Source organism: Citrobacter telavivensis (genome assembly GCA_009363175.1).
GTDB classification, from domain to species: domain Bacteria; phylum Pseudomonadota; class Gammaproteobacteria; order Enterobacterales; family Enterobacteriaceae; genus Citrobacter_A; species Citrobacter_A telavivensis.
Window position 1 is genome coordinate 613,970 of the sequence record CP045205.1, and the last position, 17,285, is coordinate 631,254.

A 17,285-nucleotide genomic window follows, 5' to 3' on the forward strand; every position below is an offset into this window, starting at 1 on the left:
GGCTGATTTTATCAGAAAATAACTCAAATGACGGTTCTTCACGACAGAGAAAAATACGCCATATCTATCCACATTCCGTAATTCAATGAAAACATAAAGGGTTTATTTTGTTGTTTTTATAACTTATTGAAAATAATCAATAAAATAAATGATGATAAAATCATTGATTTGATATTAATGTGATGAAAATTAATTATGCACAAAGTTATCCACAGGCGGCTTTGCGAGCGATCCAGAAGATCTACAAAAGATTTACGACAAATGTGGTGAAAAACTCATGTTTTCATCCCGTCTGTGGCATCCTTTATCCATAATCTGATAAACAGGCACGGACATTATGGTTCAGATCCCAGAAAACCCACTTATCCTTGTAGATGGCTCCTCTTATCTCTATCGCGCATACCATGCGTTTCCACCGCTAACCAATAGCGCGGGTGAACCGACGGGCGCGATGTACGGTGTCCTCAATATGCTGCGCAGCCTGATCCTGCAGTATCAGCCAACACATGCCGCAGTGGTATTTGATGCCAAGGGTAAAACCTTCCGTGACGAATTATTTGAGCATTACAAATCGCATCGCCCGCCAATGCCGGACGATCTGCGGGCGCAGATCGAACCGTTACATGCGATGGTGAAAGCGATGGGGTTGCCGCTGCTGGCCGTATCCGGCGTGGAAGCGGACGATGTTATTGGCACCCTGGCACGTGAAGCGGAAAAAGTGGGGCGTCCGGTGCTGATCAGTACCGGTGATAAAGATATGGCCCAACTGGTTACGCCAAACATCACACTCATCAATACCATGACTAACACTATTCTTGGTCCGGATGAAGTTGTGACGAAATACGGCGTGCCGCCCGAACTGATCATCGACTTTCTGGCGCTGATGGGGGATTCCTCCGATAACATTCCGGGCGTACCGGGCGTTGGGGAAAAGACCGCTCAGGCGCTGTTACAGGGACTGGGCGGGCTGGATACGCTTTACGCTGAGTCAGATAAAATTGCCGGGTTGACGTTCCGTGGTGCGAAAACCATGGCGGGTAAACTTGAGCAAAATAAAGAGGTTGCCTATCTCTCCTATAAACTGGCGACGATCAAAACAGACGTTGAGCTGGAACTAACCTGCGAACAGTTGGAAGTACAACAGCCACAGGCTGACGAACTGGTCGGGCTGTTTAAAAAGTATGAGTTCAAACGCTGGACCGCTGATGTTGAAGCGGGCAAGTGGCTACAGGCGAAAGGGGCAAAACCGGCGGCAAAACCGCAGGAGACGATCGTTGTCGATGACGCACAGGAAGAAACCGCTGCTGTGCTTTCCTACGATAACTACGTGACGATTCTCGATGAACCGACGCTGGAAACGTGGATTGCGAAGCTGAAAAAAGCGCCCGTGTTTGCCTTCGATACCGAAACCGACAGTCTGGATAACATCTCTGCCAATCTGGTGGGGCTCTCATTCGCTATTGAACCAGGCGTGGCGGCTTATGTGCCTGTGGCGCATGACTATCTGGATGCGCCGGATCAAATTTCCCGCGATCGTGCGCTGGCGATGCTCAAGCCGCTGCTTGAAGATGAAAACGCGCGTAAGGTTGGACAAAATCTGAAGTACGATCGCGGTATTCTGGCGAATTATGGCATCGAACTGCGTGGCATCGCTTTTGATACCATGCTCGAATCGTACATTCTGAACAGCGTTGCCGGACGTCACGATATGGACAGCTTGTCCGATCGCTGGCTGAAGCACAAAACCATCACCTTCGAAGAGATTGCGGGTAAAGGGAAGAACCAACTGACCTTTAATCAGATCGCGCTGGAAGAGGCCGGGCGTTATGCGGCAGAAGATGCTGACGTCACCTTACAACTGCATTTGAAAATGTGGCCAGAACTGCAGCAGCATAAAGGGCCGTTGAATGTCTTTGAAAACATCGAAATGCCGCTGGTACCGGTGTTATCTCGCGTAGAGCGTAACGGTGTGAAGATAGACCCAGCGGTACTGCATAAGCACTCCGAGGAGATCACCCTGCGTCTGGCGGAGCTGGAACAGAAAGCGCATGACATCGCAGGAGAAGTGTTTAACCTCTCTTCAACTAAGCAGTTGCAGACGATCCTGTTCGAAAAACAGGGCATTAAGCCACTGAAGAAAACCCCAGGCGGCGCGCCATCGACGTCTGAAGAGGTGCTGGAAGAGCTGGCACTGGATTACCCGCTACCTAAAGTGATTCTTGAGTATCGTGGCCTGGCGAAGCTGAAATCGACCTACACCGACAAACTGCCGCTGATGATTAACCCGAAAACCGGGCGTGTGCACACGTCGTATCATCAGGCCGTGACCGCGACGGGCCGCTTGTCATCGACCGATCCAAACCTGCAAAACATTCCGGTCCGTAACGAGGAAGGTCGTCGTATCCGTCAGGCATTTATCCCGCCGAAGGATTACCTGATTGTTTCTGCGGACTATTCACAGATTGAGCTGCGTATTATGGCGCACCTGTCACGCGACAAAGGTTTGCTGACAGCGTTTGCTGAAGGGAAAGATATTCACCGCGCCACCGCTGCAGAAGTATTTGGTCTGCCGCTGGAGACGGTAACAAGTGAGCAGCGTCGCAGCGCGAAGGCGATCAACTTTGGCCTGATCTACGGCATGAGCGCGTTCGGTCTGGCGCGTCAGTTGAATATTCCGCGTAAAGAAGCGCAGAAGTATATGGACCTCTATTTCGAACGTTATCCTGGCGTACTGGAGTACATGGAACGCACTCGCGCTCAGGCGAAAGAGCAGGGCTATGTTGAAACGCTGGAAGGCCGTCGTCTCTATCTGCCGGATATCAAATCCAGCAACGGCGCGCGTCGTGCTGGTGCTGAGCGTGCGGCGATTAACGCCCCAATGCAGGGAACCGCAGCCGATATCATCAAACGAGCGATGATTGCGGTCGATGGCTGGCTGGAAACAGAGAAACCGCGCGTGCGTATGATCATGCAGGTGCACGATGAACTGGTGTTTGAAGTACATAAAGACGACCTGGATGCGGCAGCGAAAAGGATCCATCAGTTGATGGAAAACTGCACGCGCATTGATGTGCCACTGCTGGTGGAAGTCGGGAGTGGTGAAAACTGGGATCAGGCGCACTAAGTGGCCGCTGGATAACGCGCTTTTTTCGTAATTAAGCAACATAAGTGCACGCATTTTGTGATGGGTATTGGAATTACCTATGTAAAGAATGAAAAAAAATTACAAAAAGTGCTTTCTGCGCTGCTCAAAAAAGAGTAAAGTTATTCGCGTAGGGTACAGAGGTAAGATGTTCTATCTTTCAGACCTTTTACTTCACGTAATCGGATTTGGCTGAATATTTTAGCCGCCCCAGTCAGTTTCTGACTGGGGCGTTTTTTATTTTACTCTTCATACTTCACGCTGCAGGTGCATTGGTTTCCTCTCTCACCTCAGCCACTTACTGATGTAAGCCCCTGAGCATTCACTGCGTCGCTGCCTTCCTGCAACATGAATTATTTTGAGTAAAAGCGAAACACGATCTGTGGGCTGGATAAGACGCGCTGCGTCGTTATCCGCCCTCGCGATGAATTACTCTCCGTCCTGATCCTCTTCAACCGGTGCCAGTTCGCTAAACCAGCTGTCCAGCTTCTGCCGTAATTTGTCCACGCCCTGCTTTTTCAGCGATGAAAAGGTCTCAACCTGCACATCGCCGTTAAAGGCTAACACCGCTTCACGGACCATATTCAACTGGGCCTTACGCGCCCCACTTGCCAGTTTGTCCGCTTTTGTCAGCAGCACCAGCACCTGGATGTTACTCTCAACGGCCCACTGGACCATCTGCTGGTCGAGATCTTTCAGCGGATGGCGAATATCCATCAACACCACCAGTCCCTGCAGGCTCTGGCGTTTTTCCAGGTACTCACCCAGTGCGCGTTGCCATTTGCGCTTCATTTCTTCCGGCACTTCGGCGTAACCATAGCCGGGTAAGTCAACAAGTCGTTTGCCGTCGACCACTTCAAACAGGTTAATAAGCTGAGTACGGCCAGGCGTTTTCGAGGTACGCGCCAGGCTCTTCTGATTGGTCAGCGTGTTCAGTGCGCTGGACTTACCTGCGTTGGAACGGCCAGCAAATGCCACTTCGATTCCAGTATCGGAAGGTAAATGGCGAATATCAGGCGCGCTCATTACAAAGTGCGTCTGTTGATAATTCAGGTTAATCAAAGCGGTCGTCTCCGTCAGTTAAAGCTTTGCCGCGATTATACCTGAACAGGAGCAAAAGACTGATTTTTCGACATGGGCCTGCTGTGAGTAAAAACCTTGCTCGTTGTGAGACATTGCCGATCGTTCTTATACGAAATTTAGGAGTAATTGCAGGGCAAATAATTAAATAAATCAACTAAATCATGGTATTAAAAGTATGTAATATTCTGAAAATATCAGAACTGTGCGACCAGTGACTTGTTACTTTACTTCAAAAGAGTAGAGTAGCCCCCATAGCGAGGATAGCTGTACAGGAAGACGACTCAGGATGAGGGTCAGGAGCGCCAGGAGGCGAAGACACAGGATTGTCAGGATGACAGGCGTTCGGAGACGTTGGTATACGGAAACGGAAAAGACACGGAATGTTCCAGGCTGAAGGATAAACAGGGTGTGTTGACAGCCGACAGGGAATGTAGGACCCGTTCAGGGTTGTGAGTAAGGTGAAAAGGCGACAGAGCAATCTGTCGCCTTTTTTCTTTATTTCTGCTAGATTCCGGCGCAATTGTATACTGAATAAAACAGCCAAAGACGAATCACTATGAAATCCACTTCTACACCACGCGGCAAAGGTCCTGCAAAGGCACGCCGTAAAACCCGTGAAGAGCTGAACCTGGAAGCTCGTGACCGCAAGCGTCAGAAAAAACACCGTGGACACGCGGCGGGTAGCCGTGCGACCGGTGGCGACGCGGCGTCAGGCGGCAAAAACAAGAACCAACAGAAAGATCCACGCATCGGCAGTAAAACCCCTATTCCATTGGGCGTGACCGAAAAAGTCACCAAACAGCACAAACCGAAGAGTGAGAAACCTATGCTTTCACCGCAGGCTGAGTTGGATTTACTGGAAACGGATGAGCGCCTGGATGCGCTGTTAGAGCGTCTGGAAGCAGGCGAAACCCTGAGCGCGGAAGATCAGTCCTGGGTAGATGCCAAACTGGATCGCATCGATGAACTGATGCAGAAGCTGGGCCTCTCCTACGATGATGACGAAGAAGAAGAGGAAGATGACGAGAAGCAGGAAGATATGATGCGCCTGCTGCGGGGCGGTAACTAACGGTTTACGCCGTGGGCCTGCCCGTCCTGCTTATAACCCTTCCGGTTATATGTTATCTGGTGTGGTTATTCGTTAAACTACAGCGGTTGTCGCGGCGACAGAAGTGGCTGCGCAGCCGGCTTAGCACTCGAAATGGAGTGAGGCCGGTACGCCGTACCCGCCAGAGACGCCATCGGAAGGAGTGAGCATGTCTGAACAACAAATAGACTGGGATCTGGCCCTGATCCAGAAATATAACTATTCCGGGCCACGCTATACCTCGTACCCGACCGCGCTGGAATTTTCAGACGCGTTTGGCGAATCGGCGTTTTTACAGGCCGTCGCGCGCTATCCTGAGCGCCCGCTCTCGCTTTACGTTCATATTCCGTTTTGCCACAAACTCTGCTACTTCTGTGGCTGCAATAAGATTGTGACCCGACAGCAGCATAAGGCCGATCAGTATCTGGATGCGCTGGAACAGGAAATTCTTCATCGTGCGCCGCTGTTTGCCGCACGCCAGGTTAGCCAACTGCACTGGGGCGGTGGCACGCCAACCTACCTGAATAAAGCGCAAATCAGCCGTCTGATGACGTTGCTGCGGAATAATTTCCACTTCAATGCGGATGCGGAGATTTCGATCGAAGTCGATCCCCGAGAGATTGAACTGGACGTGCTCGATCATTTACGCGCAGAAGGCTTTAATCGTCTCAGCATGGGCGTGCAGGACTTCAACAAAGAGGTTCAGCGACTGGTTAACCGTGAACAGGATGAAGAGTTTATCTTTGCGCTGCTTAATCACGCGCGTGACATCGGCTTTACCTCGACCAATATCGATCTGATCTATGGTTTACCCAAACAGACGCCGGAAAGTTTCGCGTTTACCCTGAAGCGGGTGGCGGAATTGAGTCCCGATCGTCTGAGCGTCTTTAACTATGCGCATTTGCCAACGCTGTTTGCCGCACAGCGCAAAATTAAAGACGCCGATCTGCCCAGCGCACAGCAGAAGCTGGATATTTTACAAGAAACCATCTCCTCGCTGACAGAGACCGGTTATCAGTTTATCGGCATGGACCACTTTGCCCGCCCGGATGACGAACTGGCAATTGCCCAGCGCAAAGGTGTTCTCCACCGTAATTTCCAGGGGTACACCACCCAGGGGGACACCGATCTGTTGGGGATGGGCGTTTCTGCCATCAGCATGATTGGCGATTGCTATGCCCAGAACCAGAAAGAGCTGAAACTCTACTATCAGCAGGTGGATGAACAGGGGAATGCCTTGTGGCGCGGCATCGCGCTAACCCGTGATGACGGTATCCGTCGTGACGTCATTAAGTCGCTGATCTGCAACTTCCGTCTCGACTATGCCGCAGTTGAGCAGCAGTGGGATCTGAACTTCGCGGATTACTTTGCCGAAGACCTGAAGCTGTTGGCACCGCTGGCGAAAGATGGGCTGGTGGATGTGACAGAGAAGGACATTCAGGTCACGCCGAAAGGCCGCCTGCTGATTCGTAACATTTGCATGTGCTTTGATGCGTATCTGCGCCAGAAAGCGCGGATGCAGCAGTTTTCGAGAGTGATTTAATCTGTTGCCGGATGGCGCTTCGCTTATCCGGCCTACAACGTGTAGAGCCATTAAGCATTAGCGCCATCCGGCACAGCGTTAGCTGAACAGCCCAACCAGCGCGGCGCACAGTACTGCGGCGACCGCAGTTTGTGGCGTATGGCTGTCGACCGCTCCGCTTGATAGCAGATTTATAATCGATTCCAGCATGGTAAGTCCCCCGTTTGCCGGGCACGATCATACTGAACTCATCGGAACAGTAAAGCGCAAAATAACGGCAATTTGCGCTCAATTATTAATCTTTACACAAGCGTGTGACGTTACTCCATTCCCAGCTCTTTTAACTTACGCGTCAGGGTATTACGCCCCCATCCGAGCAAGCGTGCCGCTTCCTGTTTATGGCCCTGTGTATGACGGAGCGCTGTGGTCAGCAACGTGCGTTCCATTTCAGGCTGTGCCTCTGACAACAGGTTTTGATGACCGGAACGCAGCGCCCGATCCGCCCACTGCGCCAACAGCGTAGCCCAACTGTCCGGCTGGAGATGAGACGGACTTTCCGGCGCGGTGGCTTCGAACAGCTCTGCAGGGAGATCCTGAATCAATACCTCTTGCCCGGCCGCCATCACGGTTAGCCAGCGACAGGTATTTTCCAGTTGGCGAACGTTGCCAGGCCACGCCAGTCGCGTCAGCGCGGCTTCGGTTTCCGGGTGCAATAGCTTGGCTTCTACGCCCAGTTCGCGAGCCGCAACTTGCAGGAAATGGCGAGCCAGGCGCGGAATATCCTCCCGACGCTCGCGCAGCGGTGGAAGGTGCACACGGATGACATTCAGACGATGGAACAAATCCTCACGAAACTTGCCTTCCTGGACGCGTAACTCCAGGTTCTGGTGGGTCGCAGCGATAATTCGCACGTCCACCTTCACCGGCGCATAGCCGCCAACGCGGTAAAACTGACCGTCGGCTAACACACGCAACAGGCGTGTTTGCACATCCAGCGGCATGTCACCGATCTCATCAAGAAACAGCGTGCCGCCATCGGCCTGTTCGAAGCGTCCCTGACGAATAGTATTTGCCCCGGTAAACGCCCCCTTTTCATGACCAAACAGTTCAGACTCGATCAAATCTTTGGGTATCGCTGCCATGTTCAGTGCGATAAACGGTGCTTTGGCGCGCGGGCTGTGGCGATGCAGGGCATGCGCAACCAGTTCTTTACCCGTCCCGGATTCTCCGTTGATCAACACGCTGATGGAAGAGCGAGAGAGCCGCCCGATAATACGAAACACATCCTGCATGGCCGGCGCTTCACCGATGATGTCGGTGGTCGGGCCGTTGAGCTGGATATTGCGCGGCTGCTGCTGTTCCTGATAATGGCTGATGGCGCGTTCAACCAGCGCCACTGCTTCATCGATATCAAAGGGTTTCGGTAGATAATCAAACGCCCCTTGTTGATAGGCGCTGACGGCGGCATCCAGATCGGAATGTGCGGTCATTATGATGACCGGAAGCATCGGATGACGCTGTTTAATCTGCTTTAACAGCGCCAGCCCGTCCATCCCCGGCATCCGAATATCGGACAACAGTACGTCCGGCGTTTTGCTGGCCAGCGCACCCAGCACGTCGTTACCGTTTTCAAAGGTCGTACAGCTCAGACCCGCTCCGGCGAGAGCACGTTCAAGCACCCAACGGATGGAACTATCGTCATCAACTACCCAGACTATCCCTCGTTGCATAAGCACCTCTATTTCCGAATCGGCAGATAAACCGAGAACTCGGTATGACCTGGCCAACTGGTAAATTCAATTTTGCCGGAATGCTGATCGATCAAATTACGGGCGATGGATAATCCCAGCCCGGTACCGCCTTCGCGGCCGCTGACCATGGGGTAAAACAGCGTATCCTGTAAGTGGGAAGGGATCCCCGGCCCGTTGTCCTCGACGTCAATACGCGCCGCCAGGCGATAGCGCTCGCCGTGCAGCGTGAGCTGGAAAGCCGTGCGGGTACGCAGCACGATCTCCCCGCCGTCGGGCCCCAGCGCCTGCAACGCATTGCGGACAATGTTCAACAACACCTGCTCTATTTGTTCCGGATCGTGCGGCAGTTCCGGCAGGCTGGGATCGTAATCACGGACCAGCGTGACGTTGGCCGGTAACTCCATAGAAACCAGAGCCACCACACGCTCTGCCACTTTATGGATGCTTTCCGTGACATGCGTGCCTGGCATCTGCGGGCCTAATAACCTGTCGACCAGATTACGCAGTCGGTCAGCCTGTTCAATAATGACTTTGGTGTATTCCAGCAACGCCGGATCGGGCAGGGCTTTGCTTAATAGCTGTGCTGCGCCGCGTAAGCCACCGAGCGGGTTTTTAATCTCGTGCGCCAGTCCACGTACCAGATCGCGCGCGGCGACCTGCTGAGCGTGCTGTAGCTGCTCCTGGCTCAGGCGGCGCTGGTTATCCATCGGCGCCATTTCAAGCAGGATCTGTCCGTCCGGCAAACGCTGCGCAGTGAGCGACAGAATGTGCGAGCGCCCGTCAATCACCAGCGTGACCTCATTGTCGGTAAAACCTTGCCCCGCCTCTAAGCTTTCGCGCATCAGCCCGATATTCAAAGAAAAATAGCTCAGGAGTTCAGGAAGCGGCGTACCAAACAGTTTGCGGGAGCTTTGAGCGAGTAACTGCTGCGCAGCCGGGTTGGCGTAATGCACTGCAAGCTCATCGTCGACCAGTAAGATGCTGTTGATTAAAGAATTGAGGATCTGCCCAGCATCGGGCAGCGTGCCTGTTGCCATATAGCAGTCTCCTGAATAGTGTGCACCAATTTAGTGCATTATAGCTTTTTATGTAGAAAAAGCGCGAAGGATCAGGTTGTTGACGGTGAAAAAAGCCCATCGTGTGATGGGCTAAAAGTTTCCACGGCAACTAAAAAACTCCTGACGCCTTTCACGCCGCTGCTGCGTTGGCTACGGGTTACTCGGCTCATCCATGAGCCTCGCCCTTACGGGCCGTCACTCCGTGACGTTCAAATCTGTTCCAGACAGATTTGTCGCTCACCCCAGTCACATAGTTATCTATGCTCCTGGGGATTCGCTCCGTTGCCGCCTTGCCGCAACGCGAAATTCGTCGGATTTTTAAGATACTGTTAAACGCTGTAGTACAGCTCAAACTCTACCGGGTGCGGCGTCATGCGTACGCGGTCATTTTCTTCAATGCGCAGCGCGATGTAAGCATCGATGGCTTCATCAGTAAACACGCCACCCGCTTTCAGGAATTCGCGGTCCAGATTCAGTTCGTTCAGTGCTTCTTCCAGAGAGCCAGCAACCTGTGGGATCTCTTTCGCTTCTTCCGGCGGGAGGTCGTACAGGTTTTTGTCCATTGCTTCGCCCGGGTGGATCTTGTTCTTAATACCGTCAAGACCCGCCATCAGCAGGGCAGCAAAGCACAGGTACGGGTTCGCTGCGGGATCCGGGAAACGGACTTCGATACGACGTGCTTTCGGAGAAGCCACCACCGGAATACGGATAGAAGCAGAACGGTTACGGGCAGAGTAAGCCAGCATGACCGGAGCTTCGTAACCCGGGACCAGACGCTTGTAAGAGTTGGTGGTCGGGTTCGCCAGGGCGTTGATCGCTTTAGCGTGTTTGATTACGCCGCCAATGTAGTACAGCGCTTGCTCAGACAGGCCCGCATATTTGTCGCCAGAGAACAGGTTGGTGCCGTTTTTGGACAGAGACATGTGGCAGTGCATGCCGGAACCGTTATCACCAAACATGGGTTTCGGCATGAAGGTCGCAGTTTTGCCGAAGCGGTGAGCGACGTTGTGCACTACGTATTTGTAGATCTGAATTTCGTCCGCTTTTTTGGTCATGGTGTTGAAGCGGGTCGCCACTTCGTTCTGACCTGCGGTTGCTACTTCATGGTGGTGAGCTTCAACAACCAGGCCCATCTGCTCCATTACCAGACACATTTCAGAACGGATGTCCTGAGCGGAGTCAACGGGTGGAACCGGGAAGTAGCCGCCTTTCACCGCCGGACGGTGACCTTTGTTACCACCTTCGTACTGGGTGGAGGAGTTCCATGCGCCTTCGATGTCATCGATGGCCACGTGAGAACCGGAGATTGACGCGCCGAAACGGACGTCATCAAACAGGAAGAATTCAGGTTCTGGCCCAAACAGAACGGTATCCGCGATACCCGTGGAGCGCAGGTACTCTTCAGCACGCTTGGCGATAGAACGCGGGTCGCGGTCATAGCCCTGCAGGGTGCCAGGTTCCAGGATATCACAACGGATGATCAGCGTAGAATCCGCGAAGAACGGGTCGATAACCGCGGTAGATGCATCCGGCATCAGCACCATGTCGGATTCGTTGATGCCTTTCCAGCCACCAATCGAAGAGCCGTCAAACATTTTGCCTTCTTCGAAGAATTCGGCATTTACCTGATGAGCAGGAATCGTGACGTGCTGTTCTTTACCTTTGGTATCAGTGAAGCGCAAATCAACAAACTTCACTTCGTGCTCATTCAGCATCGTCAAAACGTGTTCAGCGGACATACTTAACTCTCCAGATTGGTCATAGTCGTCGTGGTAACGAGGTGTTCAATTCTTTATTCATTGGCCGTGTCGCCGTAAAAAAGATAAAGCGAAATCTGTGCCAACTTTTAAATTGCCCCTAAAAGGCGTTATCATGCGCACCATCGTGCAAAAGGGTTGCACCATGTTGTGTATGTTGCACCAGTATAGTGCTTTAATGTGAACATTGAGCACCATATTGGTGCAATGAACCGTGTATAACCCTTTTAACGCTCCGTGAAAGCGATCACAAAGAATCTCTGCAATACTTGTTTGCGGAGGATGTTTGTGATCCTGTTTTGTAGTGCGATTAATCCGTGTACAATAACGCGCTATTTCTAATGCCTGAGGCAAAGTTGTGATCGAAAATTTGCGTAACATCGCCATCATCGCGCACGTTGACCATGGTAAAACTACCCTGGTTGATAAGCTGCTGCAGCAATCCGGTACGTTCGACTCTCGTGCCGAAACTCAAGAGCGTGTGATGGACTCCAACGATTTGGAGAAAGAGCGTGGGATTACCATCCTCGCGAAAAACACCGCTATCAAATGGAATGATTACCGTATCAACATCGTTGATACCCCTGGGCACGCAGACTTCGGTGGTGAAGTTGAGCGTGTCATGTCCATGGTTGACTCAGTGCTGCTGGTGGTTGACGCATTTGACGGCCCGATGCCGCAGACGCGCTTCGTGACCAAAAAAGCCTTTGCGCATGGCCTGAAGCCAATCGTGGTTATCAACAAAGTTGACCGTCCCGGTGCGCGTCCGGACTGGGTTGTCGATCAGGTATTTGACCTGTTCGTGAACCTCGACGCGACCGACGAACAGCTGGACTTCCCGATCATCTACGCTTCCGCGCTGAACGGTATTGCCGGTCTGGATCACGAAGATATGGCGGAAGACATGACCCCGCTGTATCAGGCGATTGTCGACCACGTACCTGCGCCGGACGTTGACCTTGATGGTCCGTTCCAGATGCAGATCTCTCAGCTGGACTACAACAACTACGTTGGCGTTATCGGCATCGGCCGCATCAAACGCGGTAAAGTGAAGCCGAACCAGCAGATCACTATCGTGGATAGCGAAGGCAAAACCCGTAACGGTAAAGTCGGTAAAGTCCTGACTCACCTGGGTCTGGAGCGTATTGAATCCACCGAAGCTGAAGCAGGTGACATCATCGCGATCACCGGTCTGGGCGAGCTGAACATCTCTGACACCATCTGCGATCCGCAGAATGTGGAAGCGCTGCCGGCGCTGTCTGTTGATGAACCGACCGTCACCATGTTCTTCAACGTCAACACCTCTCCGTTCTGTGGTAAAGAAGGTAAATACGTTACCTCTCGTCAGATCCTTGACCGCCTGAACAAAGAGCTGGTGCACAACGTTGCGCTGCGTGTTGAAGAAACCGAAGATGCAGACGCGTTCCGTGTATCGGGTCGTGGTGAGCTGCACCTGTCCGTTCTTATCGAAAACATGCGTCGTGAAGGTTTCGAAATGGCGGTTTCCCGTCCGAAAGTTATCTTCCGCGAAATCGACGGCCGTAAACAAGAGCCGTTCGAAAACGTCACACTGGACGTCGAAGAGCAGCACCAGGGTTCTGTCATGCAGGCACTGGGTGAGCGTAAAGGCGACCTGAAAAACATGAATCCAGATGGTAAAGGCCGCGTACGTCTCGACTACGTGATCCCAAGCCGTGGTCTGATTGGCTTCCGTTCAGAATTCATGACCATGACCTCCGGTACGGGTCTGCTGTACTCCACTTTCAGCCACTATGACGACGTACGTCCGGGTGAAGTGGGTCAGCGTCAGAACGGTGTACTGATCTCTAACGGTCAGGGTAAAGCCGTCGCGTTTGCGCTGTTCAGCCTGCAGGATCGCGGTAAGCTGTTCCTGGGCCACGGTGCAGAAGTGTACGAAGGCCAGATCATCGGTATTCACAGTCGTTCTAACGACCTGACCGTAAACTGCCTGACCGGTAAGAAACTGACCAACATGCGTGCTTCCGGTACTGACGAAGCAACGGTTCTGGTTCCGCCGGTTAAGATGACCCTGGAGCAAGCTCTGGAGTTCATCGATGACGACGAACTGGTAGAAGTGACTCCGCAGTCTATCCGTATTCGTAAACGTCACCTGACGGAAAACGATCGCCGCCGCGCGAACCGTGGTCCGAAAGAAGATTAATTCATAATCTTGTGATGAAAAAGCCGCTGATATCAGCGGCTTTTTTTTACCTCAATGTAATTAAAAGAAATATTTCACCCCAACGCGAATCTGGTTTTGTTCGCGGTGATAGGGTTCCACGTTACGGTCCAGCCAGCGCAGTTCGAAGTAGGGTAACCAGTTCTGGTTGATCCGATAACGGAAGGTATTGGTAATTTCCCAGTGATGATCCTTGCCATTGCTGCTATTAAAATCATTCACCCGCATAAAATAGTGGGGTTCAAAGGTATACGAAAACTTATCGGTAATAATAAAGTTCCAATAGTTGCCGATCTCATAGGTATCGTTATTATCCCGCTCCCCGTTTAAATCAACCGAGCTGTAATTATTATGGTTATAGCGGTTACGCACGGTCAGGTTAAACCACGGTGCAAACTTGTAATTGACGTCCAGATAGACAGCGCCGCTGGAACCTATGCTCTTGTCGGTAATCAATCCGCCGGGTTGGATCGTTAATTTATCCGTGGGTTTGAATAACGGGTACCAACCCTCGATCTCGTTATAGCCGTGCTTTAACTCGTCTTCGCGCTGGAGCGTGTAGGTGTTGGTGAGCATAATGCCTGCTCCCATATCGAAGTTATAGCCAACGCGTAACATGATCTCTTGCTGGTCAGAGGCCAGATTATAAGCTTCCCGGTTTTCGACATAAGCACCGGCAAAAACAGAGGTTGATATCACTGAAGATAACAGAATGATTGAGTTTAATGTTTTCATCATAAATCCATTTTTTAAGCGTAGGGATGCCGCCATCCATCAGGATGGAAATAGCGGCAAGGTTTATTTATAGATTTACAGTAGCGATATTTTTATTGTTATTGGTTACATCAGGAATATTGTTATTCTTTTTTCGTTGATTAATTTCCTCGATAATAAAGGCGAAACGCGCTTCGTTGAGTTTATAAAAGAAACCCATGGTCAATGCGGCAATAATCGCCAGACCACAGGGCCAGAGAAATATTAACTGACGTAATCCCTGTAGAGTGGTATCGCTTTGCGCGATGTTTGGCACATAGCCAATCTGGGTCAACATAATACCGGGCAGAAACCCCGCCAGCGCAGCAGAAATCTTCCGCGAAAAGGTATATCCCGTGTAGACGGTACCTTCCGCGCGAATCCCCGTTTTCCATTCGCCGTAATCTACGGTATCCGGTACCAGCGCCCAGTTCAGGCTATTGACGAAGGCGGTGCCGAAGAAGGCAATACAGGAGAAAATGATAAAGGTGAAGGAACTGTTACCCCAGAAATAATTCAAGATATCGCCAAGCGCCCATAACATCATGCCGGCTAAGTACACCTGCTTTTTACCGAAGCATTTAACCGTCCAGGGGACAAGAATGACGCCAATCAACACACATCCCATGCTGAAGAATCCCATCCATGATAATAGATGCGGATCGTTCAGGACATATTGTGTGTAATAAACTTGAATGGCTAATTTGATATTAAATGCGGCCAGCGTGCATAAGTTCGCGATACAGAGCACGAGCAGTGGCGGATTATGAAAAATAGCGAAGAATGATTTAAAAATACCCATCTTATGTTCTGTTGAAACCGTTGCCCGGTAATGTTCCTTAACGCCTTTAAAGCATAGCATCATGAACCCGAATCCGCAGGCAGAAAAAATGAAGGCGGCACAAGCATAACCGAAGGCTGAAGAGGAAAAGAGCGCTTGCAGAGGAATAAATGCCACCGTGCAAACTAATAAACCTATGGTCGCGCCTCCCTGCCGAAAAGCAGCGAGTTGCGCTCGCTCGTTTGAGTTTTTAGTCATCGCCGGGATCATCGCGCCATAGGAGCAATTCATCAGACTATAGAACAGGCCAAATAACATAAACAAACCCGTCGCGAGAGCTGTTTTGATTGGCAGACTAAATGTCGTGGTAATAAATTGTACCGTCGCAATGATCGCTGAAGGGATTGCCGCATACAGGATAAAGGGGCGGAATTTTCCCATTGGTCCAATATTTCTGCGTGAATCAAGCAGGAATCCGGTGAGCATGTCGGTGAATGCGGTAAAGAATTTTGCCACCAGAAAGATAATTCCACCGTACCAGGCGGGCATTCCCAATTCATCAGTATAAAATTTCAGCAGATATAATGTGCCGACGCTCAGCATGAGATTGGAGCCAATATCACCCACGCCGTAGGCCAGCTTTTCTCGCAAACTCAGTTTCAGGGTTAGTGGATCATGGTCAGACATAATCAATCCTCGTGAAGTCCCGCAAGTTGCCATTCATTTTCACTCTGCAATGGCGCGTTTGCGGGCTTCGATTTCGCCAACGATACGGATGTACATCTTTTCGTTGAGATCGTAGAAACAGCCCATCGCAATAATGGTGACGACTGCCAGTGCACACGGATAAATAAAGATCAGTTGTCGCAGGCCCTCGACCGTTCCCGCCGATTGCACCACGTTGGGCACATAGCCGATTTGGGTCAGCATCCATCCCGGGAAGAAACCTGCCAGCGCCTGCGAAACCTTACGGAAGAAGGTAAAACCGGTGTAGACCGTCCCTTCAGAGCGCACGCCGGTACGCCATTCACCGTATTCCACCGTGTCGGAGACCAGCGCCCAGTTCAGGCTGTTCACAAACGCGGAACCGAAGAACGCCAGGCAGGAGAAAGCGACAAAGCTGACCGACCCTCCGCCGAAGAAGTAGTTGAGCAGATCCCCTGCGACCCAGATTAGCAGGCCGCCGATATAAACCTTTTTCTTACCGAAGCGGCGGACCATCCCCGGCATTAAAAAGACGCCGATGAAAATACATCCCATGCTGAAAAAGCCCATCCACGACAGCAAGATCGGGTCGTTCAGCACGTACTGGGTGTAATAGACCTGGATAGCCAGCTTGACGTTGAACGCGCCGAGCGTGCAGAGGTTGGCAATACACAAAATGAACAGCGGACGGTTGCCGGCGATGGCGCGAAATGACTGCAATAATCCGGGTTTCTGTGCCGCGTCGACGGGGGTCACTTCAACATAGCGCTCTTTTACACCGGCATAGCAGCACCACATAAAGAACAGTCCGCACAGGGAAAACAGCGTCGCGGCGAAGATATAGCCCAACTGCGAATTGCCTTCGATCAGATTCATCACTGGCACAAAGCCGACGGTGCACAACAGCAGGCCGAGCGTCGCGCCGCCCTGCCGCCAGGCAGCGAGCGAAGCGCGTTCATCCGGGTTTTTGGTAATGGCAGGCACCATTGCCCCGTAGGAGCAGTTCATCATGCTGAAGAACAGCCCGTAGAGCATAAACAGTACGGTCGCCATTACCGTTTTACCGGTGATTTCAAACGGCGTACCGACAAAATTAGCAATAGCCAGCAGGGTCACCGGAAACGCGGCATACATCACGAAAGGTCGGAATTTCCCTTTTGGACCGATTTTACGCCGTGAATCGAGCATAATACCGGTTCCCATATCGGTAAATGCGGTAAAAAACTTGGCGATAAGGAAAATGATGCCACCATACGTGCCCGGCAAACCGAGGACATCGGTATAAAACTTAAGTAAATAGAGGGTACCGATATCCAGAAGGATATTGGAGCCTAAATCACCTATCCCGTAGGCGATTTTTTCCTTAAAAGGCAAGCGTAGGGTTGCCGGATTGGTTATGTTTTGACTCATGATAATCTCTCGTTTGCCCGTGGTTTTCCCACGGGC

Annotated in this window: 14 protein-coding genes; 6 read left to right on the top strand and 8 right to left on the bottom strand. The window is 51.6% G+C overall.

Annotation, left to right across the window (positions count from 1 at the left end; all coding sequences use genetic code 11):
- Nucleotides 1-337 precede the first annotated feature (337 nt).
- Nucleotides 338-3,124, top strand: coding sequence for a DNA polymerase I (gene polA / locus GBC03_05135; GenBank protein QFS69631.1), 2,787 nt, complete (start codon nucleotides 338-340; stop codon nucleotides 3,122-3,124).
- A gap of 447 nt (nucleotides 3,125-3,571) precedes the next feature.
- On the opposite strand, the gene GBC03_05140 is transcribed toward polA, so the two are convergent.
- Nucleotides 3,572-4,204, bottom strand: a complete 633-nt coding sequence (locus GBC03_05140; protein ID QFS69632.1) for a YihA family ribosome biogenesis GTP-binding protein — start codon at nucleotides 4,202-4,204, stop codon at nucleotides 3,572-3,574.
- 285 nt (nucleotides 4,205-4,489) lie between these two features.
- On the opposite strand from GBC03_05140, the gene GBC03_05145 reads away from it, so the two are divergent.
- From GBC03_05145 to hemN, 3 genes are all read left to right on the top strand, one after another.
- Nucleotides 4,490-4,678: a hypothetical protein gene (locus GBC03_05145; GenBank protein QFS73919.1), complete on the top strand. Its 189-nt coding sequence runs from the start codon at nucleotides 4,490-4,492 to the stop codon at nucleotides 4,676-4,678.
- 103 nt (nucleotides 4,679-4,781) lie between these two features.
- Entirely contained in the window at nucleotides 4,782-5,294 is a 513-nt protein-coding gene (gene yihI / locus GBC03_05150; protein QFS69633.1) for a Der GTPase-activating protein YihI, read from the top strand.
- Between the two features lie 187 nt (nucleotides 5,295-5,481).
- Nucleotides 5,482-6,855, top strand: coding sequence for an oxygen-independent coproporphyrinogen III oxidase (gene hemN / locus GBC03_05155; GenBank protein QFS69634.1), 1,374 nt, complete (start codon nucleotides 5,482-5,484; stop codon nucleotides 6,853-6,855).
- Between the two features lie 78 nt (nucleotides 6,856-6,933).
- Here the strand turns inward: hemN and yshB are convergent, their stop codons facing one another.
- From yshB to GBC03_05170, 3 genes are all read right to left on the bottom strand, one after another.
- The gene (yshB, locus tag GBC03_05160) at nucleotides 6,934-7,044 is read right to left on the bottom strand and encodes a YshB family small membrane protein (GenBank protein QFS69635.1); all 111 of its coding nucleotides are present in this window, start codon (nucleotides 7,042-7,044) and stop codon (nucleotides 6,934-6,936) included.
- A 110-nt stretch (nucleotides 7,045-7,154) separates the two neighbouring features.
- Complete coding sequence (locus tag GBC03_05165; protein ID QFS69636.1) at nucleotides 7,155-8,564, bottom strand: nitrogen regulation protein NR(I); 1,410 nt, start codon at nucleotides 8,562-8,564, stop codon at nucleotides 7,155-7,157.
- 8 nt (nucleotides 8,565-8,572) lie between these two features.
- Complete coding sequence (locus tag GBC03_05170) at nucleotides 8,573-9,622, bottom strand: nitrogen regulation protein NR(II) (protein QFS69637.1); 1,050 nt, start codon at nucleotides 9,620-9,622, stop codon at nucleotides 8,573-8,575.
- A 33-nt stretch (nucleotides 9,623-9,655) separates the two neighbouring features.
- On the opposite strand from GBC03_05170, the gene GBC03_05175 reads away from it, so the two are divergent.
- Nucleotides 9,656-9,976 (top strand): hypothetical protein, encoded by a 321-nt coding sequence (locus GBC03_05175; GenBank protein ID QFS69638.1) that lies wholly within the window; start codon nucleotides 9,656-9,658, stop codon nucleotides 9,974-9,976.
- Here the strand turns inward: GBC03_05175 and GBC03_05180 are convergent.
- Complete coding sequence (locus tag GBC03_05180; GenBank protein ID QFS69639.1) at nucleotides 9,973-11,382, bottom strand: glutamate--ammonia ligase; 1,410 nt, start codon at nucleotides 11,380-11,382, stop codon at nucleotides 9,973-9,975. The two genes, GBC03_05175 and GBC03_05180, sit on opposite strands and share 4 nt — an antisense overlap.
- A 376-nt stretch (nucleotides 11,383-11,758) precedes the next feature.
- On the opposite strand from GBC03_05180, the gene typA reads away from it, so the two are divergent.
- On the top strand, nucleotides 11,759-13,582 hold the full coding sequence (gene typA / locus GBC03_05185; protein QFS69640.1) for a ribosome-dependent GTPase TypA: 1,824 nt from the start codon (nucleotides 11,759-11,761) through the stop codon (nucleotides 13,580-13,582).
- 60 nt (nucleotides 13,583-13,642) lie between these two features.
- On the opposite strand, the gene ompL is transcribed toward typA, so the two are convergent.
- The 3 genes from ompL to GBC03_05200 all read right to left on the bottom strand — a co-directional run bounded on the left by ompL (nucleotide 13,643) and on the right by GBC03_05200 (nucleotide 17,249).
- Nucleotides 13,643-14,335 carry a porin OmpL gene (ompL, locus tag GBC03_05190; GenBank protein ID QFS73920.1) on the bottom strand — a complete coding sequence of 231 codons (693 nt, stop codon included), beginning with the start codon at nucleotides 14,333-14,335 and terminating at the stop codon, nucleotides 13,643-13,645.
- A gap of 67 nt (nucleotides 14,336-14,402) precedes the next feature.
- Entirely contained in the window at nucleotides 14,403-15,821 is a 1,419-nt protein-coding gene (locus tag GBC03_05195; GenBank protein ID QFS69641.1) for an MFS transporter, read from the bottom strand.
- A gap of 39 nt (nucleotides 15,822-15,860) precedes the next feature.
- Nucleotides 15,861-17,249 carry a hypothetical protein gene (locus GBC03_05200; protein ID QFS69642.1) on the bottom strand — a complete coding sequence of 463 codons (1,389 nt, stop codon included), beginning with the start codon at nucleotides 17,247-17,249 and terminating at the stop codon, nucleotides 15,861-15,863.
- Between the last annotated feature and the right edge of the window lie 36 nt (nucleotides 17,250-17,285).